The sequence below is a fragment of the Bacillus pfraonensis genome (assembly GCF_050768835.1).
Lineage (GTDB): Bacteria > Bacillota > Bacilli > Bacillales > Bacillaceae_G > Bacillus_A > Bacillus_A pfraonensis.
Genome location: NZ_JAHCDO010000015.1, coordinates 18,358 through 43,477, shown reverse-complemented (window position 1 = coordinate 43,477; position 25,120 = coordinate 18,358). Strand labels below are relative to the sequence as shown.

The 25,120-nt window shown below is 34.9% G+C and carries 22 protein-coding genes and 3 pseudogenes; 6 read left to right on the top strand and 19 right to left on the bottom strand.

All coding sequences use genetic code 11. The annotated features are described in order from the left end of the window. Nucleotides 1-15 precede the first annotated feature (15 nt). Nucleotides 16-1,656, bottom strand: coding sequence for a M20/M25/M40 family metallo-hydrolase (locus tag KFD70_RS16265; RefSeq protein ID WP_336453084.1), 1,641 nt, complete (start codon nt 1,654-1,656; stop codon nt 16-18). A gap of 76 nt (nt 1,657-1,732) precedes the next feature. Then, complete coding sequence (locus KFD70_RS16260; protein WP_431613244.1) at nt 1,733-2,482, bottom strand: IclR family transcriptional regulator; 750 nt, start codon at nt 2,480-2,482, stop codon at nt 1,733-1,735. Nucleotides 2,483-2,736: 254 nt separating this feature from the next. Here KFD70_RS16260 and KFD70_RS16255 point away from each other — a divergent pair, with 254 nt between their 5' ends. Beyond that, a complete protein-coding gene (locus KFD70_RS16255; RefSeq protein ID WP_336453086.1) occupies nt 2,737-4,161 on the top strand; it encodes an amino acid permease in 1,425 nt (474 codons plus the stop codon). Nucleotides 4,162-4,360: 199 nt separating this feature from the next. Then, a complete protein-coding gene (locus KFD70_RS16250) occupies nt 4,361-4,561 on the top strand; it encodes a DUF3903 domain-containing protein (protein ID WP_336453087.1) in 201 nt (66 codons plus the stop codon). Between the two features lie 304 nt (nt 4,562-4,865). Here the strand turns inward: KFD70_RS16250 and KFD70_RS16245 are convergent, their stop codons facing one another. The 6 genes and pseudogenes from KFD70_RS16245 to KFD70_RS16220 all read right to left on the bottom strand — a co-directional run bounded on the left by KFD70_RS16245 (nt 4,866) and on the right by KFD70_RS16220 (nt 11,074). Further along, nucleotides 4,866-5,456, bottom strand: coding sequence for a DUF2238 domain-containing protein (locus KFD70_RS16245; RefSeq protein ID WP_336453088.1), 591 nt, complete (start codon nt 5,454-5,456; stop codon nt 4,866-4,868). A 27-nt stretch (nt 5,457-5,483) separates the two neighbouring features. Further along, a complete protein-coding gene (locus KFD70_RS16240) occupies nt 5,484-6,239 on the bottom strand; it encodes a sulfite exporter TauE/SafE family protein (RefSeq protein WP_336453089.1) in 756 nt (251 codons plus the stop codon). Nucleotides 6,240-6,358: 119 nt separating this feature from the next. Further along, nucleotides 6,359-6,505 (bottom strand): BC1881 family protein, encoded by a 147-nt coding sequence (locus KFD70_RS16235; protein ID WP_336453090.1) that lies wholly within the window; start codon nt 6,503-6,505, stop codon nt 6,359-6,361. A gap of 705 nt (nt 6,506-7,210) precedes the next feature. Continuing rightward, the gene (locus KFD70_RS16230) at nt 7,211-7,774 is read right to left on the bottom strand and encodes a hypothetical protein (protein ID WP_336453091.1); all 564 of its coding nucleotides are present in this window, start codon (nt 7,772-7,774) and stop codon (nt 7,211-7,213) included. Between the two features lie 30 nt (nt 7,775-7,804). Further along, nucleotides 7,805-8,848: an NERD domain-containing protein gene (locus KFD70_RS16225; protein ID WP_336453092.1), complete on the bottom strand. Its 1,044-nt coding sequence runs from the start codon at nt 8,846-8,848 to the stop codon at nt 7,805-7,807. A gap of 618 nt (nt 8,849-9,466) precedes the next feature. Then, nucleotides 9,467-11,074, bottom strand: a pseudogene (locus tag KFD70_RS16220) (esterase/lipase family protein). Between the two features lie 373 nt (nt 11,075-11,447). On the opposite strand from KFD70_RS16220, the pseudogene KFD70_RS16215 reads away from it, so the two are divergent. Continuing rightward, nucleotides 11,448-11,966 (top strand): annotated as a pseudogene (locus KFD70_RS16215) (YxiF family protein). 34 nt (nt 11,967-12,000) lie between these two features. On the opposite strand, the gene KFD70_RS16210 reads toward KFD70_RS16215, so the two are convergent. The 5 genes from KFD70_RS16210 to tkt form a co-directional block, all read right to left on the bottom strand. Then, nucleotides 12,001-13,764 (bottom strand): ABC transporter ATP-binding protein, encoded by a 1,764-nt coding sequence (locus KFD70_RS16210; RefSeq protein WP_336453094.1) that lies wholly within the window; start codon nt 13,762-13,764, stop codon nt 12,001-12,003. Beyond that, nucleotides 13,764-15,515: an ABC transporter transmembrane domain-containing protein gene (locus tag KFD70_RS16205; protein WP_336453095.1), complete on the bottom strand. Its 1,752-nt coding sequence runs from the start codon at nt 15,513-15,515 to the stop codon at nt 13,764-13,766. Before KFD70_RS16205 ends, KFD70_RS16210 begins: the two co-directional genes overlap by 1 nt. A gap of 123 nt (nt 15,516-15,638) precedes the next feature. After that, nucleotides 15,639-15,860 (bottom strand): YneF family protein, encoded by a 222-nt coding sequence (locus tag KFD70_RS16200; RefSeq protein WP_003199214.1) that lies wholly within the window; start codon nt 15,858-15,860, stop codon nt 15,639-15,641. A 78-nt stretch (nt 15,861-15,938) separates the two neighbouring features. After that, nucleotides 15,939-16,379 (bottom strand): sporulation inhibitor of replication protein SirA, encoded by a 441-nt coding sequence (gene sirA / locus KFD70_RS16195; RefSeq protein ID WP_336453096.1) that lies wholly within the window; start codon nt 16,377-16,379, stop codon nt 15,939-15,941. 157 nt (nt 16,380-16,536) lie between these two features. Next, nucleotides 16,537-18,537 carry a transketolase gene (gene tkt, locus KFD70_RS16190; protein WP_336453097.1) on the bottom strand — a complete coding sequence of 667 codons (2,001 nt, stop codon included), beginning with the start codon at nt 18,535-18,537 and terminating at the stop codon, nt 16,537-16,539. 351 nt (nt 18,538-18,888) lie between these two features. Here tkt and KFD70_RS16185 point away from each other — a divergent pair, with 351 nt between their 5' ends. Then, the gene (locus tag KFD70_RS16185) at nt 18,889-19,188 is read left to right on the top strand and encodes a hypothetical protein (RefSeq protein WP_336453098.1); all 300 of its coding nucleotides are present in this window, start codon (nt 18,889-18,891) and stop codon (nt 19,186-19,188) included. Here KFD70_RS16185 and KFD70_RS16180 read toward each other — a convergent pair. Continuing rightward, nucleotides 19,185-19,666, bottom strand: a pseudogene (locus KFD70_RS16180) (coproporphyrinogen III oxidase). The gene KFD70_RS16185 and the pseudogene KFD70_RS16180 overlap by 4 nt on opposite strands. 156 nt (nt 19,667-19,822) lie before the next feature. On the opposite strand from KFD70_RS16180, the gene KFD70_RS16175 reads away from it, so the two are divergent. Then, the gene (locus KFD70_RS16175; RefSeq protein WP_431613243.1) at nt 19,823-21,406 is read left to right on the top strand and encodes a bifunctional metallophosphatase/5'-nucleotidase; all 1,584 of its coding nucleotides are present in this window, start codon (nt 19,823-19,825) and stop codon (nt 21,404-21,406) included. Between the two features lie 43 nt (nt 21,407-21,449). Here the strand turns inward: KFD70_RS16175 and KFD70_RS16170 are convergent, their stop codons facing one another. After that, on the bottom strand, nt 21,450-21,689 hold the full coding sequence (locus KFD70_RS16170) for a DUF896 domain-containing protein (RefSeq protein WP_017151388.1): 240 nt from the start codon (nt 21,687-21,689) through the stop codon (nt 21,450-21,452). Nucleotides 21,690-21,734: 45 nt separating this feature from the next. Further along, complete coding sequence (locus KFD70_RS16165) at nt 21,735-22,391, bottom strand: YneB family resolvase-like protein (RefSeq protein ID WP_336453100.1); 657 nt, start codon at nt 22,389-22,391, stop codon at nt 21,735-21,737. Nucleotides 22,392-22,533: 142 nt separating this feature from the next. Here KFD70_RS16165 and lexA point away from each other — a divergent pair, with 142 nt between their 5' ends. Further along, complete coding sequence (gene lexA / locus KFD70_RS16160) at nt 22,534-23,154, top strand: transcriptional repressor LexA (RefSeq protein WP_336453101.1); 621 nt, start codon at nt 22,534-22,536, stop codon at nt 23,152-23,154. Between the two features lie 29 nt (nt 23,155-23,183). Here lexA and KFD70_RS16155 read toward each other — a convergent pair whose 3' ends face one another. From KFD70_RS16155 to KFD70_RS16145, 3 genes are read right to left on the bottom strand one after another with little or no spacing between them, the layout of a single operon-like run. After that, nucleotides 23,184-23,984, bottom strand: a complete 801-nt coding sequence (locus KFD70_RS16155) for a DUF4097 family beta strand repeat-containing protein (protein WP_336453102.1) — start codon at nt 23,982-23,984, stop codon at nt 23,184-23,186. A gap of 5 nt (nt 23,985-23,989) precedes the next feature. After that, on the bottom strand, nt 23,990-24,532 hold the full coding sequence (locus KFD70_RS16150; protein WP_336453103.1) for a DUF1700 domain-containing protein: 543 nt from the start codon (nt 24,530-24,532) through the stop codon (nt 23,990-23,992). Nucleotides 24,533-24,536: 4 nt separating this feature from the next. Further along, nucleotides 24,537-24,848 carry a PadR family transcriptional regulator gene (locus tag KFD70_RS16145; protein WP_336453104.1) on the bottom strand — a complete coding sequence of 104 codons (312 nt, stop codon included), beginning with the start codon at nt 24,846-24,848 and terminating at the stop codon, nt 24,537-24,539. Between the last annotated feature and the right edge of the window lie 272 nt (nt 24,849-25,120).

The window sequence follows — 25,120 nt, the reverse complement described above, 5'->3', positions numbered from 1 at the left end:
TCCTATATAAACTAACTACGACTGTGTAATTTTATTAGAAACAAGTAATTTTTCAATACATATAGGTAACATATCTAATAGCGTTTCAAATGCGTAATTTACGTCCAGGCGTTCTGTCCATTGATGTGCATCTTTTCCTACTGGTCCCATATTTAATACCGGAACATCAAACTCTTCTAATTCCCCAAGTGGAATCGAATAACCTTTATTCCATAATGGCATATTGTCTACGAGTGAACTCATCGAATCAGCTGGGTACTGTAAGCCCACATAACTCAAATCTGAAATTCCCCCAAAATAATTTTGATTTTTAAATGTAATTCCATGATTGTAGTGAGCATATCTTTCCATTTCTACAACCACCTCTTTAATTAAAGAGTTATGCCGTGAACTCACAGCCGGATAATACGGTGGGGCAAAGAAAGTTACAATCATCGGTGCCTTTTCTTTACATAAGATAGCTAATTTATCAACTAAATCAATTGTGACTGCACGATCATCTTTATTCCCTCTATTTTTTATAACAGCAGATTGAACCCTATCTATTTTTTCTTTCCCATGCTGCTCAATTGCATAAGCGGTAAGCTCTTCATACGTTAATACATTTACTTGAAGATTAGGCGGTATGAAAGGATTATACTTAGAAAACCGATATGCTCGCTTCTCATACGACTCTTCGATTTTCTCTGCTACTTTTATTACTTTTTGATGTAACAACGCCATGACATCCGTCATCGTTTTTTCTAATAAAAACAAATTAAATAATGTGACTGCACGATGAGGAATTTGTACAGAATAATCCTCTTTTAAGTCTCTTTGTAACAAGTTAGTTGGTGGGGGGCTCGCCTCACCTTCTACAATATCACAAAATTCCGTATTTAATTCTAATTCAGCTGTCAATAATGAAGCCATATAATTCGCATTTAATCCTGCAAATGGTTCGCCTACATGTGTTTCTTTTCCATAACAAAGAAAACCAGGTAACACCTTACCAATAGAACCAGTATAAATATACTTATTTTGATCACCAGGGTGTCGCGAAAACATAGGTTCTGAATTTAGGACTGTTTTATATTCTAAGTTATATTCTTCTGCTAAATCTAATAATCTTGGAACAGCAGTCCTCATCCCTACGGAGTTCACTTCTTCATCTGGAACAGCCAATAAGAGGATATTCCCATCAAATCTTCCTTCACAAGCTTGCTCAATCATCGCCATTTGCAAAGCTAGACCGCATTTCATATCCATTGTTCCTCTACCAAATAACCAGTCCCCCTGTTCTATATCTTCACGTACATGATCTGGTAATTCATCTTTATGAGAATAAAACATAGATGTTAATTTTTGAGCGTTAAATGCATCTTCTTTCCATACTCCATAATCTTGTACATCTACAACATCAAAGTGACTAACAAGAATTACTGTATTTTTTGTACTATTATTTTTCTTTACTAGAGCCGTAACAAAATATCTTCCATCCCCTGTCGGATTCTTTTGCAAATGATGTGGATTTTGTTTGAAATAGTGTAAGTCAGATAATTGTTCCATAACAAAATCTGGCAATATAACTTCAGCTTCCGAGCCAGTAATACTAGGAATTTCAACAAGATTGCTTAATAATTGCACCAATTGTTCCTTTGATTGCCACTTTGACATATAAATCCCCCTATTTTTCCACATTATGAAATTCATTTCCGATATACGGACAAAAAATGACGACAGGCTATCAAAATTATGATTCTGATGTTCTGCCGATTTTTATTGATATTTCACTAGCTGCTTGTTTTACCTTACTAATAAGAAAAGATAGTCGATCATCGTTAATGCGATGACTAATTAACCCAATACTTAATGCTCCTACTACTTTATGATTAAACCCTATAATAGGTGCAGCTACTGAGGCTGTCCCCTCTGTTTTTTCACCATAACTCACAGCATATCCTTCATTTCTTATCTGTTCGATTTGATCAAAAAGAACTTGCTTTTGTTCTGGTAAAGAAGAAAGTAAATGTTCTACAATGTGTTCCATTTCATTTGTTTTCATATTGGCAAGCATCGTTTTATTTGCGGCGCCAATGGATAGAGGAATCTGTTCCCCTAAGTTATCAATAACTCGAATTTTTAAAGGGCTATCAATTCTTTCAATAATGATAGAATGTGTTCCATTTGGAATGTTCAAGTAAACACTTTCTTCAATTTCAGAGGCCAAACGCTTCATCACTTCTCTTGCAACAGATCTGTAGTCTATCTTCTCTAATTGACGTAATCCTATTTCCATCCACATCGGTCCAGTTGTGTACTGTTTTGTTTCTGAAATTTGCGTAACTAATCTATGCTCCATTAGAGAGTTAAGTAACCTATGTACCGTACTAACCGGGAGATGTGTCCTATCAGCTATATCAGAAATAGCCCAATACTTTTTTTCATTTGTAGAATTCAATAACTTAATAATACCTATCGCTCGATCAATGGACTGTACCATAACTCGCCTCAACTTTACTTGTAATATGTTAGTAACCTTAATTAACTATCAATTTAGCAAAAATCCAAACTGAAATCAATTAAATTTTCTAAAAATAAAAACAAAAATAATAATTTGAAAACGGAAACAAAAAAATATTGACTTTTCTTTTTAATTATCTGAAAATTATAACAAGATTCTGCATCACGGAATATATTCCATAATACGGAAAAATATCGATTTTCACCCCATCAATTATGAAAGCGAGGAAAACAATGACGCAATTAGGTAATACAAATAATGAACTAAAACGTACGATGAAAAGTAGGCATTTATTCATGATTGCACTCGGTGGTGTAATTGGAACGGGACTATTTAATGGATCTGGCTTTATTATAAGACAAGCTGGGCCTGGTGGATCCGTACTTGCCTTTATTGCCGGTGGATTATTAATGTACTTCGTTATGCTATGTCTTGGTGAGCTTGCTGTAGCAATGCCTGTTTCAGGCTCCTTCCAGGAATATGCCACCAAATTCATAAATCCCGCAACTGGGTTTACCATTGGATGGTTATATTGGCTAAGCTGGGCAAATACTACTGGTCTTGAATTTACAACTGCAGGTATTACAATGCAACGTTGGTTTCCTGATATTCCCGTCTGGGTTTGGTGTTTAATATTTGGTGTTACAATATTCACCATTAACGCCTTATCTGCTCGTAGTTATGCAGAAACAGAATTTTGGTTTTCAAGTATTAAAGTATCTGCCATCATCGCTTTCATTATTCTTGGCGGCGCCGCTATGTTCGGTTTGATTGATTTAAAAGGAAACGAACCAGCTCCGCTTTTTTCAAATTTCATTAATCATGGTGGTTTATTCCCAAATGGAATTGCAGCTATCTTACTAACAATGGTTACAGTTAATTATTCCTTCCAAGGTACAGAACTTGTCGGAATCGCAGCAGGCGAAAGTGAAAATCCAGCCAAAACTTTACCACGTTCTATTAGAAATATTATATGGCGCACGATGTTTTTCTTCGTCTTAGCAATCTTTGTCCTCGTGGCCTTGATTCCTTGGGAAGAAGCAGGATTAACAAAGAGCCCATTTGTTGCTGTTTTTGATAATATAGGTATTCCATATGCAGCTGATATTATGAACTTTGTCATTCTTACTGCCGTTCTTTCTGTTGCAAATTCAGGGCTATACGCCGCGACTCGTATGCTTTGGTCGTTATCAAAAAATGATATGGCTCCAGCCTTTTTAAAGAAATTATCATCACGCGGGATACCCCTATACGCTTTAATCATGACAATATCTATTTCAGCTTTCTCTCTTTTAACAAGTGTTGTAGCTGCTGAAACTGTTTACTTATGGCTAATTTCAATTTCCGGAGTCATTACAATTATTGTTTGGATGTCAATTTGTGTTTCTCAATTCTTTTTTCGCAAACATTATTTAACTGAAGGTGGAAAATTAGAAGACTTAAAATTCAGAACTCCACTTTATCCTCTTGTACCAATTCTTGGTTTTGGATTGTATGGTATTATATTAATAAGTCTTATCTTTATCCCAGAGCAAAGACTAGGAATCTATTGCACTGTACCATTTATCATCTTTTGTTATAGCTACTATTACATCAAGATAAAGAAAAAAGCTACTCAAAACACTCATACAGAAACTAAAATTAGCAAAACTTTGTAATACTATAATAATCCCTATACATAAAAGACCGCACATTACTCTTAGTTAATGTGCGGTCTTTTATCATTGACGCTAGTTCTACTCTCTCTCCCCCTACTCTTCTCCTTGAAAATAGAGGAAAATGCTGAATTTGTAACGAAAGATTATATCAACTTCAACGACAACTCATTCGTAGAAATTCAGTCGGAAGGATGAGAAGATGATTTCTAAATATGTTGTAGAATGTGTCTTTTGTGAAGAAAATCGAAAATCTCGCCAAGCAACTGTCACCGTGTCTGCCACTTCTCATGCACTTGCCATTCAAAAAGTAAGAGATGAATGCAAACGCCGCTTTGGAAGAACACTGCTATTACAAACCGAAATTACCGAAGAATTGTTTTTACACAAAAAAGAAAGCTGACCATACATTGGTCAGCTTTCTTCATCCGATCATATTTTCACATGAAGATTAGGGGCATCCTCTTTAAGGATCGGGATTTCTCCATTATGTACGTTCCATAATGGACATCGAACAATATATTTCTATACAATTAATATTGAATAGAATAGGGCAAAACTTGTTCGCATTTTTAGAAAAGGGATAGGGATATAATACTAGTAGTACGTCGAATACTCGAACGTTACACTCATTATATTATAGTAAATCCTTTTATATGGGAAATATGAATTACTTACATAATTCATACGTAAAACATATTAATATATCATTTTATATTTTTAACATTACGAAATAAGCTCATTGCCAACATTGCTCCAATTAATGCAAGTGTCATATCCCATTGCGTATCCCAAACATCTCCTTGCGTTCCAAGAAACGCTTCCGCCCCTGTCCCTGTTAGTTTTGCAACCGTAAACTCTAGCAACTCATATAACGCACTAAATGCTAAACAAACTGATATTACAAGTAGTTCTAGCCATCCTTTTTTTTGAATTTCAACTACCTTTATAAGCACTTCCCTTGTTAATAATGCCGGCACGAATCCTTGCATAAAATGTCCAACACGATCGTAGTAATTTCTTTCTAAATCAAAAGCATCACGAAAATAATTGAATAGCGGTACTTCTGCGTATGTATAATGTCCTCCAATGAGCAATATTAACATATGAATAAAAACCCATACATATGTGATCGTTGTAAATCGAAACCGTCGATATGTAATCATTAAAATGAGTACTAAAATAATTGCAGGTACAACTTCTAAAAACCATGTAAAAAGATCTTTTGGATATATTCCCGATATAAGTAATGCAATCCAGAAACTTACACATAACAATTTATGAAAATGAACAGTCACACCTCTCTCCCCCCAGAATTCTATTTCTTATTCCATTAATAACATACATCCAGCTAAAACAGGTGTCATAATCATCGAAAACTTCAAAATAATACGAGGAGCATAATTAGTAAACCTCGCCCCTATATATGCTCCGAGCATTGTTCCAGCTAATACTTGCACTAATAACATGTAATCTAAATATCCTGCCGAAGTATATCCAATTCCTCCACCAATTGCAATTGGTAAAATAACAAGCATTGTAGTCCCTACAGATTGACGAATTGATAAACCAAGTAATACCATTAACCCTATCTGAATAAAAGGTGCTGAACCAATTCCAAATGCTCCTGCTAACATCCCAGTTACAACTCCTAACAGAGCACCTTTCCCTAGTACAGATGGCGTTAACTGATCCGACAAACCAGCAGACAACTCCCTATGATTTTGCACAAAAAACAAACGAATTAACATGAATATTGCTGATAAAAATAGCATTCCAGCTGTAAACCAATGAAGAAGATGCGCAGGAATCACAGCACCAAGTTTAGATCCAATATATGATCCAATTGCACCACATCCCCCTACAATACAGCCAATTCTCACGACAACATTTCTTTCTCGGTAATGACTTATAACTCCAGAAAGTGTGGTAAATGCCATTGCTGTTAATGATGTTGCAACCGCTATATGAATCGGCACATGAAATACGAGTGTGAGCACGGCAATAATAAAGCCTGCTCCGCCTGCCCCAACAAAACCTAATAAAACACCCATTAGAAACATTGTAATAATAATAGCCACTTTCTTTCCCCTCCAATAGCTCTATTATCCAATATATTTCTTTTTTTAAGCAAATAAAAAAGCATCCACACAGGATGCTTTTATTATTTTTCTATATTCATCATATGTACTATACTCAGTTAATCTTGATTAATTAAAATTATAGCTGGTCCAGATACCACTACTCCACCTACTTCAATTTTCTCAAATTCTTTAACTGTAATAGATATAACCCCTTCTCTTTCCATCAATTCCTTACTCAGGACCTCAGTCGGTATTTTCTTCACCGTCTTACCTCCTTTTCATTCTTATTACTTAAAACTCCTACCTTTTATCAGTAATATTTCGTCATGGAACTGGGATGTAAAATTATGAAATTCTTCCAATGCATCTATATATACACTTCACCTGCCATTTTCATTCCTTATTCCATAAAGAATATACGATTCCTTTTTGTAGCATATTGAAAAAAAGCATCCTGTACGGATGCTTTCATCATTTTGATTCACGTGAAAATTTTGTATACACACCAATACCTGCAAGCAGTACCCCTAATCCTGCGAACATTGTACCTAGGCCTAAAAAAAATGAACCGAGTGTTTGTAAATCTTCCATATGTACACCCCCTTTTGTTTTATCCTTATATTCAATAAATTAATTATATATTGTTTTCCATTTCTTTTTATAAAATTTTAACTTTATAGCATCCCGCTGACCAATAAGGTGAAACTTTAATCAGTGTTTTTTTCTTCATCCCTCATCAATCAGATTTTTACGTGCAGTTGATTTCCCATCTAACTTCTTAGCTTTTACTGAATTTTAAGGTGGAGGTCTTACTGCCCATAAACTTCTAGATTACTAAACTAGTTTAAAGTATAACGAAATTTCTCCAATTCGTATAGACAGAAATTTCTATTATTTTACTTTTTTTTACATAGACTACAAAAAAACAGAAGACCATAACTCATAACGGTCTCCTGTTTTTTTTTATTTCAATCTTTATATACCTTATACTCTACTACCTTATTATCATTGTCAAATTGAAGAATGAGCCATTCACTATCTATCGAAATAAACCCTCTTTCATCTCCAAGGTAATACACCGCTTGATTCATTTCCTTCAAACGCCCTGTTTCACTTGGTTTTCCTAACAATTGTATAATCTCTTTCTTAGGTTTTCCTACTAGTTTATGTTTAGCTAGAAGATCATCTACCATATATACACGTTTCCCTTCATCTTTTAGCCATCTATCTGTGTGAAACTTTGAATTATACTCATTTACACCTAGTTGTACAATACAAATACTAAAGAATACTGTTCCTACAATTGTAATCCCTTTACATTTCCCCTTATTATTACCACTAGAGAAATATAAAACAATTCGCTGAAGGGTTAGTAAAAAAATAAAAGGAAGTGATACCGCTAAAACACTCACAATAGTATAAGACGAATGAGCCATGCTAATGATGAATATGAAAACGATATATATAAACAAATATAAAAAGATATAAACATACAATGTTCCCCACAATAAAGTATCTCTATACGTCCCCAATGAAAAATCACCTTTATCCCATCAGATTTTTTACAACTTCACTTCTTCTATACATTCAAGCATTTCTTTTATCCCTTGTAACTCTTGCACTGTATATCGTACTTTCCCTTCCAATCTTTCATTTCTAAAATACGTAACCAGTTGCTCTCTGTCCTTCAATCTTGGCAGTACTTCATTGGAAAGATCGATTATTTCATTTCCACTTCCACTTGTCTCATTTCCGAAATAAACCATCGGCTTCACTTCTTCTTTTAGCGTTTGAGGATTAACCTTTTTCAAATAATCATATAAAATTGTTGAAAGATATCTTGCTTTATAAGCAGGATTCTCTATGTTTTCTACCGTTAGAGTCATTGAATCTCCCTTTTTTATAAAAACAAATGTCTCTTCCTTCTCATAATCATTTTGATACATACCAATCTCATCAATCATAAATGAATATATCCCTGCATTTTCTTTCGTCAATCCGTGAATCATTCTTCCTTGCCACTCTGTAGTCTCAATTACATATATTCCTGTTATCGATAACAATATATGATCAACTCGAGCATACTCCATTTTATTCCCGTTTCTACTCTTTATCTGGGGAAGAAATACACTTGGGATAATATGTAATTCATCTTCAGTTATGATTCCTTGCTGAACAAAACCTCGTTTCATATAATGTAATATTTCATGCGTATTCATTTCCTCACTATTTTTAGCATACGTTCGTAACTCTGTAATTAGATTTTGCAGCACATGTATCTCGTTGTTATATTTCTGTTGCATTTCACTGCGTTCTTTATTATGTTGCACCGCTAATTGATTTTTCATCATTCTCATGTTCTCTACTTCTCTAGCTGCACTCTCTTTTAAATTATTGTATTTTTTACGCTCTATGTTTTTTAATGTCTCCTGCTTTTCTTCATAATCCGCTACAGTTGCAGCCATCTCACTTTGATAGTGTTCTATGGACTTTGTCTTTTCAAATTCTACTTGTTGGTTCTCTGATTCTAGTTGTTTGTTTTTATAAAACAATACAAACACTCCGGCTAATAATGCTAAAATGACACATATAAGTACGTATTCCATCTTTTTTCTCCTTTATGGCTTAATCAAATATTATCTAAACTTTTAATATCATTTTTAATCCATTATACTACGTATTATAATAACGCTCTGTAAATTTGGATATATTTTGCATACTTTATTTACTATAAAAAATGAACAAGTTATCCTTCAGATGATTCACGACAGGAGGAAAGTATACAAAATATTTAGCCTGTGTAGAAAGAATTGACGAACTAATTGAAGAAGAAATTACATTAAATATTAATGGTGTAATAATTCATAGCCTTTCCCACCATTTATCTATATAAATTTGAAGAAAGAAAATGTTATCCAATTATTCTAGGGATTACAATACTTAATGACACTGTAATAAATAAGAGAAAAGAAGGAGTCAACAACTTAAAAAAAATCAATCATAAAAAAAGAAGCCCTCGAAACCTCAATATTACAAGAGTTTCCGAAAGCTTCTTCTATTATAAAGTAAAAACATCCCATCCTGTAGGAGATTTTTCATAAACCTTTGTTACGCTGTACTTAGACCAAAGCGTTTACAGTCTTCTTACCATTATCTCCACACCTTTTTAAAAAGAATAGCAGCATATAACAAGCCTTAAAACATACTGTTTTTGCAAATACAGTTTATTTTTCAATATACACAGAACGCACAATCGTACGAGTGTAAGCTTTCCCTTCTGGGTTAATACCTTTAATATCAATCGTCACATTATATACACCTGATTTTTCAATATGATACAAAGAGCCTGTGAATGTATTTTCATCTAACTTTTGCAGCTGATTCGATTGGGATACTAAATTCCCTTCTCGATCAACAACTCGTACATTGAGAGAAAGATTCTCTTGTTTTATTGATTCTTTAGTAGATGATTTCAATTGAAATTCAGCCTTATTAGCTTTAATTTTCCCTGGCATTTTCAAAGTAAACGGTGCTTCTTGTTTGTAATCACTAACAACCATATATGCATCTTTTTCATGTGCTGTCATTATTTTAACATGCCATTCCCCGATTTCCATTTGATTAATTTTAAATGTTCGAATGGACGCCCCCTCAAAATAGGAAGTTTCATCTCCTACCGTAAACTTACTATCTTCATTCATATATACTTTGCCCGACGGAGAAATAAGTTGTATTTTCACTTCTGAAGATGCTGTTAACACAGAGATAACGCCTTCCGTTTTTGCATCTATCGCAATCGTTTGATCAATCCATTTATTCGGCTCCAGTTCTCCACCTAAAATGGTTTGATTAGATGTAGTATTTAAATTATCAACAAATTCCCTATTATGATTTAAAGTATAAGAAGGAACGGATGTAGCAGTAGAAGTACGTAAATACGATTCAATTCGAGAAAAGACAGCTGACCCTTTTCTTATATTATCATGATCAAATCTAGAATCGGTAAATAAATGTGTTCCATACGGTAATTTTGTACTCCATTCATTTACTAAACCATCATTAGAGCCATACGCGGAAAGATATAACCCACCTAAAGATAAAGCAGAGAAAATCGGCCCCCAGCTTGTACCTGCAACTGTATAGTAACGATTTAATTTAGCGTTCGGATTGTTATCTATTACAGAACGAAATTGTGCCATTTCACCTGTTTGTAAAGAATACGTGCCATCGTCTCTTTATCCGAGTAATGAAGCCAGCCATCCCGCCCACCAACTATAGGATAAGTCTGCTAAATTTGACCCATAATGTGGCGAAGCTAGTGTAATAACTTTTCCTACAAAACGATTCGCACCGTATTGAACGAGCGCTGCTTGGGTATCAATTCCACCTTTACTGTGAGCCACAATATTCACTTTTTTACCAAAATGATTATAAATCTCCTCTAACTTTGCAGCCAACAATTTACCATTGTCCCACTGACTAGCAGATCCCTTTCCAGCTGCATCGTATAGTTGAACAAACACAGTTTGATATCCCGCACGATAAGCATAATCATACATGTCGTTTACATCGTGATAAACTGTTTTTCCATACCAACTATCTGCACTTCCATTTCTCCCTTGTACAAAAACAATCGGTGGCCTATTTTCATCATAATTTAAAGGCTTCTCACCTAAAAACCAATCTCCTGGATTAAATGCTTCTTTTGGTGGAAGCATCCCACTATAAATTGGCTTAATATTTGTCTCAGCAGTTGTAATTCCACTAAAAGAAGTAATTAGTAAAATGAAGGCAGCAATCAATACCATACATCTTTTAAACGACGCTTGCATAATAAATACCCTCCTTTTTTTAAAAGATGACGCAGAGTTTATAGGTTGCTATACTATTACAATAACTGCTATAATTTCCAAGTCTCATATTCTTCTAAAATTTCTAAGGGTCATATTTATTCAATTAATGAGTAGGATAGTTTGACCGCATCGCCTTATTCTTTATAAACGATATTCTTCCTATGCGCCTTAATTCCTTTCATTCATCCATAGTACAAATGTTTCTCAACAAAAACTCACAGATTTTATCGATATTAATATGAATTAAAAAGTACTACTAGAAAAAGAAGTTATAATCAGTATGCTGGAGATTCTCTTAAAAATTCTATTAGATTCAATAAGAAATAAAATCATTTAAAAAGAGGTGAAAAAATTGAGTAATGCAAGAAAACAAAGGATTGAAGTACTGAGAAGAAAACTTTGGAGAAACACGCAAAGAAAAGACCTTATAGACGAAGTCTCTAAATTCATTCCTATTTCTATAGATTCATTTATGGATCCGGAAGCTAACTCTATTTTTTGTAAAGAATTATTTAGTAAGTTAGACAACTTGTCAGATAAAACAATTTTTGGAAATACGAATTATGAAGAAAACAGAAAGTTATCGTTAGATTTATTAGCAGAAGTAGCTAAAATCATCAAATTCCCAGCTAATCAAGGTAGATTATTTTTCTTTAGAGAACATGGAATTGAAGCTATTAACCTGGATATAAACGAACTATTCCAAAACTTAGCATAAATATCAATCATTACAAATTTCCTAAATGGCTATGGAGATTTTATATTAGTCGGAGATAATTTAGAATTTGGTGTATGTATTGAGCGAACAGAGTATCACTACGAATTCAGTATGTGGGGTGTAACAGAAATTACAGAGATAGAGGCATTTTAAAAAAATAAAAAAAGAGGCCTTCAAAACCTCAATACTACAAGGCTTTCTGAAGGCTTCCTTTATTCTGAAGTAAATACATATTGTAATACAATCCTTGCTTACTCAGTAATTCTTGATGTGTGCCTCTCTCTACGATTTCACCATCATGCATTACAAAGATTTGATCAGACTCTTGAATAGTAGATAAACGGTGCGCAATCGCAATTGTTGTTCTCCCTTTTCGCATGCGCTGCAGTGCTGTTTGAATGGCTTCTTCTGTTTCTGTATCAATATTTGCTGTTGCTTCATCTAATACTAACACTTTCGGATTCGTCGCAATTGTTCTCGCAAAAGCAATGAGCTGCCTTTGTCCACTTGAGAATGCAGCTCCACGTTCTACTACTTCTGTATCATACTGCTCTGGTAGCTTTTCAATAAACGTATTCGCTTGCACAAATCGTGCTGCTTCTTCTACTTCTTCATCGGTAATGCTTTCATTATACATACGAATGTTTTGTTTTACATTTCCAGCAAATAAGAATGCATCTTGAAGTACAAGTCCCATTCTCTTTCGAATTTCCTGCTCTTCAAATTCTTCTAAGTTTACACTGTCTATTAAAATATTACCCGATTTAATATCATAAAAACGCATCAATAAGTTCATAATTGTACTTTTCCCGCTTCCAGTATGCCCAACAAAAGCTACTGTTTGCCCAGGTTTCACATGGAAAGATACATTTTTTAAAACATTACGTTTTCCATCATATGAAAATGTAACATTTTTAAATTCAATTTCTCCTTCATGTACTTTCGGCTCTCCAACTCCTTGTTGAACAGGCGCTAAATCTTTTTCATCCATCAAATGAAAAACACGTGATGAAGAAACAAGGGCTTGCTGGAAGAAAGAGAGCTTCATCATCATTTCATTTACAGGTTGGAAAAAGCGATGAATATAATTAACAAAAGCATATAATACACCGACTTCAACTGGACTATTTAAGGCGTTAATACCAAATAATGCAAGCACGAAAGCGATAGCCATAATATGAACAAGATCTGTTGCTGGACGTAAAAATAACGCATCTAATTTTAACGTACGACGCCCAGCACCGTAATGCTTATCGTTCACTTCTTCAAATTCTTTTCGCATCCGCTTTTCTTGGCGAAACACTTGCACAATATTCATCCCTTGAATCGATTCATTGAGCTTCGCATTTAAAATGCTTAATTGATTCCGAAGTTCCAAATAAAAAACAGAGCTTTTCTTACGATACATCGCCATAATTGTAAACATAATTGGAATTAATATAAGAGAACATAAAGCAAGCTTCACATCAAGTAAAAACATTGCCACTAAAATCCCGATTAAAAACACAACATTTTTTACAAAGGTCGATAACACGCTTACATAAAAATCTTTAATTGCTTCTGTGTCATTTGTTATACGAGAAACAAGAGTACCAATTGGTGTACGGTCAAAAAAGCTTAATGATAACCTTTGTACATGTTCATACACTTCAACTCGCATATCTTGCACAATTTTGAAAGCAATGTTTTGGAAATATAGTAAATTTAAATACGTAAATACAACCTTTAATAAATGAGCAATCATATATACAACAAATAGGGTTACAAGCGCTGACTGCTCAAAGTCACGCGGAACTAAATGTTCATCCAGAAACTGTTTAATTAAAAACGGTCCCATCATTTCTGTAACAGTTGCCCCAACTAAAAATAGAAATGCCAGAGACAATAAACCTTTATATGGTTTCATATAAGAAAGTAATCGCCATAAATCGCTTCTTTTTTTCTCAGCCATTATATGCCTCCCTTCTCAACTAACGCTTCTAACTGCTGGCTTTCATACATCTCTTTATACCAACCTTCTTGCCCCATTAGTTGTTCATGTGTACCACGCTCTACAATTTTCCCTTCATCAACAACAAGAATAAGATTTGCATGTTGGATTGCACTTAATCTATGCGCTGTAATAATCGTTGTTTTTTGCTCTCTTTCTCGTTTCAGCGCTGTTAAAATCGTTTCCTCTGTCTTTGCATCGACTGCGGATAAACAATCGTCTAAAATTAAAATTTCAGCATTCGTTAGTAATGCACGCGCGATAGAAATCCGTTGTTTTTGTCCACCTGATAATGATACCCCTCGTTCGCCTACTACCGTATCATACCCTTCTGGAAATTGAACAATATCATCATGAATACAAGCTATATCAGCAGCACGTGCAATTTCTTTATATGTAGCATCGGTCTTTCCAAATGCAATATTTTCACCTATACTTGCTGAAAATAAGAAATGGTCTTGAGGAACATACGAAATAGCAGATCGAATGCCATGAAGCGTCATATCACGAATATCTTTTCCTCCAACTTGCAGTGCTCCATTAAAATGATCATATTCCCTGATTAAACATTTTAACAAAGTCGTTTTCCCTGCACCTGTGCGGCCAACAATACCTAATGTTTCACCTTTATTCAGGGTAAAATGAATATCTTCTAAATTAAGTGTTTCATTTTTCTTATAAGAAAATGTATCAATTGCAAACGTAATATCACCGCTTGCTACATTATGTACCGCACTCTCCTTATTCACAACATCTGAAGTTTGCGATAATATTTTTTCCACACGATCATACGAAGCACGACCACGTTCCATAATATTAAATAACCAACCAAATGCAAGCATCGGCCAAACGAGCGTCCCTAAATATGTTGTAAATGTAATTAACTCACCCACCGTAAGTTCACCACGAACAACTAATAACGAGCCATAACATACAGCAATTAGGAATGAAAAACCGACAATAAGAGAAATTGTTGGATCAAATAATGAATCGATGCGAGCAACTAACATATTTTTATGGACCACATCTTCTGACTTCTTTCGAAATGCTTGTAAATCTTCCTTTTCTTGACCGAGTGAGCGGATTACTTTCATCCCACTCATACTTTCTTGTACTTTATCGTTGATTTCAGAAAACGCTTGCTGTGCTTTATGAAAACGTTTGTGCAGTAAAGTACCATAATAATTAGTCGAGAACGCTACAATCGGCATTGGGATTAGGCTTAATAACGTTAACTTCCAACTAATTGTAAACCCCATAGCCAAGAGTACACATCCACCTACGGCTAACGAATCAACAAGCGTCAAAACACCCGCTCCAGCAGTTTGTTGAATTGCTTGAATATCATTCGTTGCATGTGCCATTAAGTCCCCTGTACGATGTGATTGATAAAAAGATGGACTCATATTTGTAAAATGTTCATATAACTTCTTTCGTAATTGACGCGCGAGCTTTAAAGAAGACCCAAAAATCATAATACGCCATATGTAACGTAGTATATACATTGTAATCCCGACAACCACTAAAAGAACAACCCACTGTAACAGCTTTTCAGATGTTAGCGTTTGGTTGTTAATTTCGTCTACGACAATTCCAATTACTTTTGGTGCAACAAGTTCAAGAAGTGCTACACCAAATAACAAAATAATTCCCGTTATGTACGCCCGTTTTTCTTGTTTAAAAAACCAAGCTAAATTAAAAAATACCTTCATTATATCCCCCTCCCTTGAAATGAGCGATGTTTTCAGTTTATCAAAAATACAGAATTTTTAAAAGTTTTAAACACTAAAGTTTTCCAAAAGGAAAGGACACTCTCAGCGAGTGCCCTTTGGCGCTTATTTCATTTGTTGTTTGTTCATTGCGCTCATCATTTGATTGATTTTCTTTTGGGATGGTTTTTGTCCCATTTGCATCATCATCATTTTTAACATTTGCTCATTGATTGGTGGATTTTTTTGCAAGTAATTCATCATATATTTGCGGGCGATGAAAAATCCTAACGCCACGCCTGCTACTAGTGCTAATACGCCCACTAGAACAACTACCCAAATTGACATATATTTTCCTCCTTCATGTTGTCTACCTTACAGTGTACTAAAACCTTTTCAATAAGACAAGATTGTATTCGACATTTTTTACACATATGTTCGTGCTTGTTTCAGAGGATTGAGCCAGCCATACTTTTTATTTTCATAATCCATTGCTAAAAATGTCAATTCGCATTTCCTAAGTACTTCAAAGAAAGTCGTTTCCATCGATACATTTCCAGATGTACTCATTTGAATATATTGTGATTTCACCGTTATTTCGCCATATTCTGCCCCAGTATAAAGCATGTGTGTATGATGTGTTCGATCATACTTCCCAAAGCCGCGTAAAACTTGTTCTAATTTATGGTGAATTTTCATTACTTGTAATGGCATCGTAATATACATCATCTGCTTATATAACACTTTCTTTTCCGAAAGGGAACCAGATTCTGAAAATCGAGCAAATAAATCGAAAAACAAATACTCACGACCAAAGTATGCCTTCGCAATATCTTCTTGAATTAAATACAATTCATACGTTTTCATGCTTTCCCTCCCGCTCTGGACAACCTTTTTCTCTACATTATATAGAAGAAAATGTGCAATGATTGTCTGACTGCGGAGAAAGAAAAAACTTTTTCTGTCGAATAAACTCATTTACATAGAAAAATCTCTCCATGCCGGAGAGATTTTTCACAAATCATTAAAGCATTTCTTTTACTTTACGAACAACATTTTCTACAGTAAATCCATACTCTTCCATGATCTTTTCACCAGGAGCAGAAGCACCGAATGTATCGATACCTAATACATCTCCTTCAAGACCAACATAGCGATGCCATCCGAAAGTAGCACCCATTTCGATTGCGAAACGTTTTGTTACTGCTTTTGGTAATACAGATTCTTTGTACTCAGAAGATTGTGCTTCAAAGCGATCCATAGATGGCATGCTGACAACAGCTGCGTCAACTCCATCTGCTGCTAATACTTTTTGTGCTTCAACTGCTAAGCTTACCTCAGAACCAGTTGCAAGTAAGATTACATCAGCAGTTTCTTTTTTGCTTGCAGAAATTACATACGCACCTTTTGCAACTTTTTCATACGTATCGTCTTTTGCGCCTTCTAATGTTGGAAGATCTTGACGAGTTAAAATTAATGCAGTTGGTTTATTTGTAGATTCTAAAGCTAATTTCCAAGCTGCAACAGACTCGTTACCATCAGCAGGACGAATAACAGATACATTTGGCATTGCACGAAGCGCCGCTAATTGTTCGATTGGTTCATGTGTTGGGCCATCTTCACCAACAGCAATACTGTCATGTGTAAACACATATGTTACAGGCAATTGCATTAATGCTGCCAAACGGATTGCTGGGCGTAAGTAATCAGAGAATACGAAGAACGTACCACCGTAAGTTTTTAAACCGCCATGAAGTGCAATACCGTTCATTGCTGCACCCATTGCAAATTCACGTACACCGTACCAAATATTTTTACCGCTGTAGTCAGCTCTTGTGAAGTCTTTTTCGTTATTCATGTATGTTTTGTTAGAACCAGCAAGGTCAGCAGATCCACCAAAGAATGATGGTACAGCTTCAGCAATTGCATTAATTACAGCACCTGAAGAAGAACGCGTTGCTGTTTTTGATCCTAATTCATAAGTTGGTAAGTTTTTATCCCAACCTTCTGGAAGAAGACCTTTCATTGCTGCTTGTAATTCATTTGCTAATTCTGGATATGCTTGTGCATATTCACCAAGCATTGTGTTCCACTCAGCTTGTGCTGTTTCACCAGCATCTTGTACCGTTTTACGGAAGTTATCATATACTTCTTCTGGTACATGGAAGTCTTGTTCAGCTGTCCAAGCATACGCTTCTTTTGTTAATTTTGTTTCATCTACACCAAGCGGAGAACCATGTGAAGCAGATTTTCCTGATTTGTTTGGAGAACCGAAACCGATTGTTGTTCTTACTTCGATTAGCGCCGGGCGTTTTTCGTCAGCTTTTGCTTCTTCAATTGCTTTTGCAATTGCTTCAACATCGTTTCCATCCTCAACACGGATTACTTGCCAACCATATGCTTTATAACGATCTTCTACACTTTCAGAGAATGAGCGATTTAAATCACCATCTAATGAAATATCATTAGAATCGTATAAAACAACAAGTCGACCTAATCCTAAGTGAGCTGCTAGTGAAGACGCTTCAGCAGAAACACCTTCCATTAAATCGCCATCACCGCAAATTGCGTATGTATAATGATCAACCACGTTGTATGCATCACGGTTATATTTCGCTGCTAAATGTCGCTCAGCCATTGCCATACCTACAGCTGTTGAAATACCTTGTCCAAGTGGGCCAGTTGTTGCATCTACGCCTGCTGTATGACCATACTCAGGATGTCCTGGAGTTTTACTTCCCCATTGACGGAAATTCTTTAAATCATCCATTGTTACGTCGTAACCAGATAAATGAAGTAGGCTGTATAATAACATTGAACCATGACCTGCAGATAATACGAAACGATCGCGGTTAAACCACGTTGGGTTATTTGGATTATGTTTCATAAATTGAGTCCATAATGTATAAGCCATTGGTGCTGCACCCATTGGCATTCCTGGGTGACCAGAGTTTGCTTTTTCAATCGCATCGATGGATAATGTGCGAATCGTGTTGATAGAAAGTTGTTCGATTGAATGTGACATGCTATTCTTCCCTTCGCTTATATTAGTAAACGTTTTACACATTTATATGATATCTTCCCACGCAAGATTATACAACATGTATCGACAAATATGTTGATGTTTTTTCGATTTTTTATAAAAAAAACTGTAATTTTCGGAATGTATGGGCATTCAATATGTTATACTTTTTCTTTATTTTTTTATTAAAAATAAAGGGAATTATCTGTATCTTAATGCACGAACACTAAAAATTTTTAGCCACCTTCCTAACCCCTATTCTATTTTCCATTTAATCACAACATGTATAATAGAAATGAATATATATTAATTTTCATCGTATAGATTAAATAAAAAACGGAAGAAGGCGAAATAATGAGTGAAGAAGCAGCTTCCTACACCTTTATTATTGTTATGACTCTCATTTCAACTCTTTCTATTTACTTTTCAGTCAAATTAAAATCCCACCACAAATACATCCCAGGTGTTGTCATGCTTATTCTTTCCATTAGTACGTTTGGCATACTGTATTTTGATCGGGACGTAATGATAACAAGTGAAGGATTAGGATATCTATATAGTTTCATGGCCATTCTCTTGTTTCTTATTGCCGTTATTTCTTTATTTATTGCAAATGCTAGTTCTTTTATTTCAGCTTTATTTAGAAAAAATTAAACTCCAAAATGCAAAAGATATCCTTCTCCTTCTTTCACTTTATGAAGTAGTTTGACTAAAGATTTTAAATCTGCACAGAGACTATCTCGATTAAAAATAAGTTGTTCATACTCTCCATCCGTATCACAATCTACCGTCCATTGAAATGAGCCTGTGAGTTCTACTTTTTCAGGTCCCAATGAAAATAGATTGATTAATGAGCGAAATAAATCAATCGCTATTTCCGCTCCTTCATTCTCAATTTTTGTAATGCCATAATAATGAAGGCCAAATCCTTTTTCTTTCCGAAAAGGATTATAAGTCGGAATCCACTGCAAAAAATCTGACACATACAAAACTATTTCATCACTTAATATCACACAATCTTCAACAACCGATCCATCTTTATAAAAAACTCCCTGTTATGCCAAGAAAAATCTTCAGAACTTAGCTCTCCTTTTTCATTTGAAACAAATACAAATTCATGTTGCAAAGCCATAATATTCTCCTCCTTCTCCTGTCATCATACGATAATCCGAAAACACTTTCATTTTCTTCTTTATAAATTTTAGCTTTTCTAAACATTCAATAAAAAACAAATATATATTATCTGTTATGATTTATCATAAGATAACAAAAAAGAAGGTTGATAAGCTTGAATAAGAACAACATTGTTCATATACACATTCTACTAACAAGCGATGTACATGGTACGGTCTATCCGATTCACTATCAAAATAATGAAAATGCAGAAATAGGATTAGCCAAACTTGCAACACGTATCACACAAGAGCGTAGCCAGCACGAACATGTAATTGTGATCGATAACGGCGATTTTATACAGGGAACTCCATTCACCTATCACTACGCTAAATATATACCGCATACAAACAACCCAATGTCACTTATCGCTAATTACATTGGTTATGATGCTGCCGTTATCGGAAATCACGAGTTCAACTATGGAATGGATGTATTAAACAAAGCTGTATTAAATGCGAATATGCCTTATCTATCCGCAAATATTTTAAATAAACATACAAAGGATCCTTACTTCGGCAAACCCTATGTCATTAAACACATACACCCTAATATAAAAGTCGCTATCTTGGGAGTTACAACACATTACATCCCGAATTGGGAGCAGCCACACCATATTAAAGATTTACTATTTGAAGATGCGCTAGAGTCAACAAAAAAATGTGTTTCCTACATTCGTGAACAGGAACAACCACATTTACTAATCGTAGCATATCATGGTGGCTTTGAAAGGGATTTACAATCTGGAGAACCAACAGAAATTTTAACTGGTGAGAATCAAGGATATGCGATGTGTCAAGAAATAGATGGTATTGATATATTACTAACAGGTCACCAACATCGCTCTATTGCAAATACGAAAGTAAATGGTGTAACAATTGTACAACCCGGATCTAATGGGCATTCATTAGGAAAAGTTCGGGTAGAATTAGAACAAAATAAGGATCGATGGATAATTAAAAAATGTCATTCGGAACTGTTGTCTGTTAAAGGCGTTCAAGCAGACGAAAAAGTACTTTCACTTGTATCTAACTACGAAAATCAAACGCAACAATGGCTAGATCAACCAATCGGCACCATTATTGGTGACATGCAAATTCACACTGCGATGCAAACACGTTTACAAGACCATCCTTTTATCGAATTTATAAATAAAGTGCAGATGGAAGTAGCTGAAGTCAATATCTCTTGTACAAGCCTATTTCATAATGAATCTTCTGGCTTTCCAAAACATATTACAATGAGAGATATTGTTTCAAATTATATTTATCCAAATACATTAAAGGTCATAAGGATTACAGGAAAAGATATAAAAGAAGCCCTTGAGCTATCTGCTGAATATTTCACGTTACATACAGATGGGAATATTATTGTAAATCCTGCTTATACCGAACCAAAACCACAGCATTATAATTACGATATGTGGGAAGGAATTTCGTACACATTAAATATTTCAAAGCCCATTGGTGAAAGAGTCGTTTCCCTACAATATGATGGATCTCCCATTCACCTTGATCAAGAATATGACGTAGTCATGAATAATTATCGCGCAAGTGGTGGCGGAAATTATTCTATGTACCAAAATAAACCCATCATAAAAGACATACCAATTGATATGTCTGAACTTATTGCGAATTACATATTAGAACGGGGAACAATTGAAGCGACAATCAACCGTAATTGGAAAGTTATCAAATAAACAATTCTACTAAAATCAAAAAAAGATGGGCTTCGCCCATCTTTTAATTTAACTTTGCATTATCTTGTTTTTTTAATGCTTTTAATTTCGCTGGTGTAATATCTTTACCTTCTTCGTTAACGACTTTAATGCCTTTTAATTCGTTTAACATATTTTGACGAAATCCTTTTAAATATTGTTCACGGAGCGATTGGCGCTCACGTTGTTCTTCTTCAGTTAATCCTTCAGCTTTTGCTTTTTTCGCTAAGAAATTGATGCGTTCAATGAGTTCGTGACTTAGCATCTCGAATCCCCTTTCTACTTAAAACTGATTATTATCATACAATAGTTAGTCTTGTTTATCAAGCAATTGCTTCGTATATTCCACGTATCTGCGATGTACTGTTGCTTTTGATACATCATGTCCAAAACCACGAAGCGTCGCAGCAATTTCCTCAAATGTTAATTCATTACGACGAAGACGTACAATTTCTTCAATCGGCACTTCTTTCTTTTCACGTCCTGTACTCAAATGACGATTTTTTAAATTTTTTTCTGGACGAAACCCTCTTTCTACCGCTCTCTGCATTCCACGTTTAATCTTCAAATTATGAATCTTCCTCTGATACTCTTCAACTATACCAATAATATCTAATACCATAGAATCTGAATCAGAAAGCTGTAATTCCCCATTATGCGTATGTGTATATACTTTGATCCCTTCTTTATGTAAACAGTGCATTAACGCAATCTTTGCATTCCCTCTTCCAAGCCGCGTTTCATCTTGAATGAGAAGCACATCAATCTCTTCATCTCGAATCATGTCCAGCACTTCTAATATACCGTCTCTTTCAATCGTATAACCGCTTGCCTTCTCCTCAATCACCTTTATAACATTCATTTGATACCGCTCAGCTAAATGCAATAATTCATCTTTTTGGCGTGATAATGATGTTTCCTGCGCTTCTTTCGTTGTGCTTACACGGGCATAAATGATTGCATTCATTTTAAAACCCTCTTTCTCATTTCGATTTTTCCTTTAGTGTATCACAAATCGTCTTTTTGTTCGAACTTATGTTTGTAGAATGTTTTTTCGCATGTTATACTTATAAGTAAGAAAATTGAAAGAAAACGAGGTGTTAAAAAACATGGAAAAGTTAACAAAACGCCAGCAAGACATTCTCGACTTCATCAAACTAAAAGTACAAGAAAAAGGTTATCCACCTTCCGTACGCGAAATTGGTCAAGCGGTTGGCCTTGCTTCTAGTTCTACTGTGCACGGACATTTATCACGTCTAGAAGAAAAAGGTTATATTCGACGTGATCCAACAAAACCGAGAGCCATTGAAATTTTAGGAGAAGTGAAAATCGAAACAGAAACACAATCAGTTGTTCAAGTTCCTATCGTCGGGAAAGTTACAGCAGGCTTACCGATTACAGCAGTTGAAAGTGTAGAGGAACACTTCCCACTTCCTGCAAGTGTTGTTGCTGGAGCAGACCAAGTATTTATGTTACGAATCTCTGGAGATAGTATGATTGAAGCGGGTATTCTGGACGGAGATTTAGTTGTTGTTCGCCAACAACATTCTGCATACAACGGGGAAATCGTTGTTGCTTTAACAGAAGATAACGAAGCAACTGTAAAGCGTTTTTACAAAGAAAAAGATCATTTCCGCTTACAACCAGAAAACTCTTCTTTAGAACCGATCCTTTTAGATAAAGTTTCTGTTATTGGAAAAGTAATCGGTGTATACCGCGATTTACATTAAAAAATAGACCAGTTAAACTGGTCTATTTTTTAATTCGCTTCAATTGTAACGTCTCCTGCAGATGTTTGTCCGCTAATTTTTACACTACCATTTCCTAATGTTACATTTTTCGTTTCTTCTTTGAAAATCTCCACTTCTCCTGCAAATGTTTTCCCACTTATAGTCGCATCTTGAGGCTTCTGAAGTAATCGAATATCAACTTCTCCTGCAGTTGAACTTGCCTCTAAATCATATTTAGGATCATGATCTACAATATCTACATCTCCACTTGTTGTTTTCGCTACAACTTTTCCACTTACTTTTTTCATTTTAACTTCTCCTGCTTTTGAAGACCCTTCTACTTTCTTCGCTATCACCCGCTCCATTTCTACATCTCCACCAAACGTCGTTGCTTCTACACGTTCACTTTTTATATCATTTACTGTTATCTCACCCGCAGAAGAACTTACTTTTATATCTTGGTAAGAACGTTCCGGAACAACGATTATTATCCCTGGCGCTTTAAACCCGAAAGATAAAAATGAAAAATCGAATGAAACCCCTTTTTTTATCTTACCTTGAACCTTTAGCGTATCCCCTTGTTCATCAACACTCACTTTTTGTTTTGCAATATTTCCTATTTGTTTTATATAAAAAGAAGAATCATTTCCTTTTTGAATCGTAACATCTCCAGCATCTAAATCAATTTCCAAATTTCGGATTTCTTCATTTTTAATAACCTTTTCTTTATTCCCCCTTTCTGCCGCATCTACTGCTTTTGTATATGTTTGTGATATACCAATAATTCCAATAATGATACAAGCGACAGCTACTAACAATATCTTTTTCATCTCATCTATTCCCCTTTAATCATTTTGAGATTCCAATTGACATAGCCCACACAAAAATTTTTAAACCCTTTTGTACAGTAGTAAGCAACTATACATAACAATAATCCAACTCCAACAAATGTAATAGAAACAAATATATCAAGCCATAAGAATGTACCCGTTAGTATCTTAATCACTACTAGCAATGGCGCCACAATCGAGACCGCGCCTCCAACCCAAAGGGAAAATATAAAACTTACGATTGCAATTAAAGGTCCTAATACAATAATAAAGTTTAATAAACTAAGACCAATTGCCGCCATTACAGCTCTTGTTATATTCGAAGCAGACGGATCTTTCTTCATCTCATCAAAACGATATAATGCCAACATCTCTTTCGCAATTGCTTTTGGTGAACCAAGTCCTTTTATAATTTCAGCCTCTGTCTTCCCTTCCTCTAATCCAAATTGGAAGTGCTCCTCATAATCATATAAAATATCACGTCTTTCTTCTTCTGGTACCTTTCTAAGATGTCCCGATAATTCTCGAAGAAACTGTTCTTTGTTCATCTCATTACACCTCTTCAATAATTTCTTGTACCCCTTTAGCAAAATCACGCCACTCCGTTACAAGTAAATGAAGTTGCGCTTCTCCTTGAGTCGTTAATTGATAATATTTACGTGGTGGTCCTTCTGTTGATTCTTTTAAATACGTTTGAAAATATCCCTCTTTTGTTAAACGACGTAATAATGGGTATACTGACCCTTCCGATATTAAAAATTTATTGGAGATTTGCTGAACGAGTTCATAACCGTAGCAATCTTTTCGTTTGACAAGCGCCAGTACACACAGCTCTAGCACACCTTTTTTAAACTGGACGTTCAAAGACAATCCTCCTTTCCAATCAGTACCACTCAATACAAGGTACTTGCGTTACCCATAATATACCATTTACTATTGTTTATTGCAAGGTACTGTTGTCTATTAAAAACCATTTTATACCCAACTAATTAAAAAATCACGATCCCCCCTAACTACAGGAAAAACCGTGATCAATCATATTTTTTATAGATTGTTATGTCCTAACATAACTACATCAGAGATATATCCCTAATTCTCCTCCTAAATATACCGTTTCATATGTAATATCATTTTAA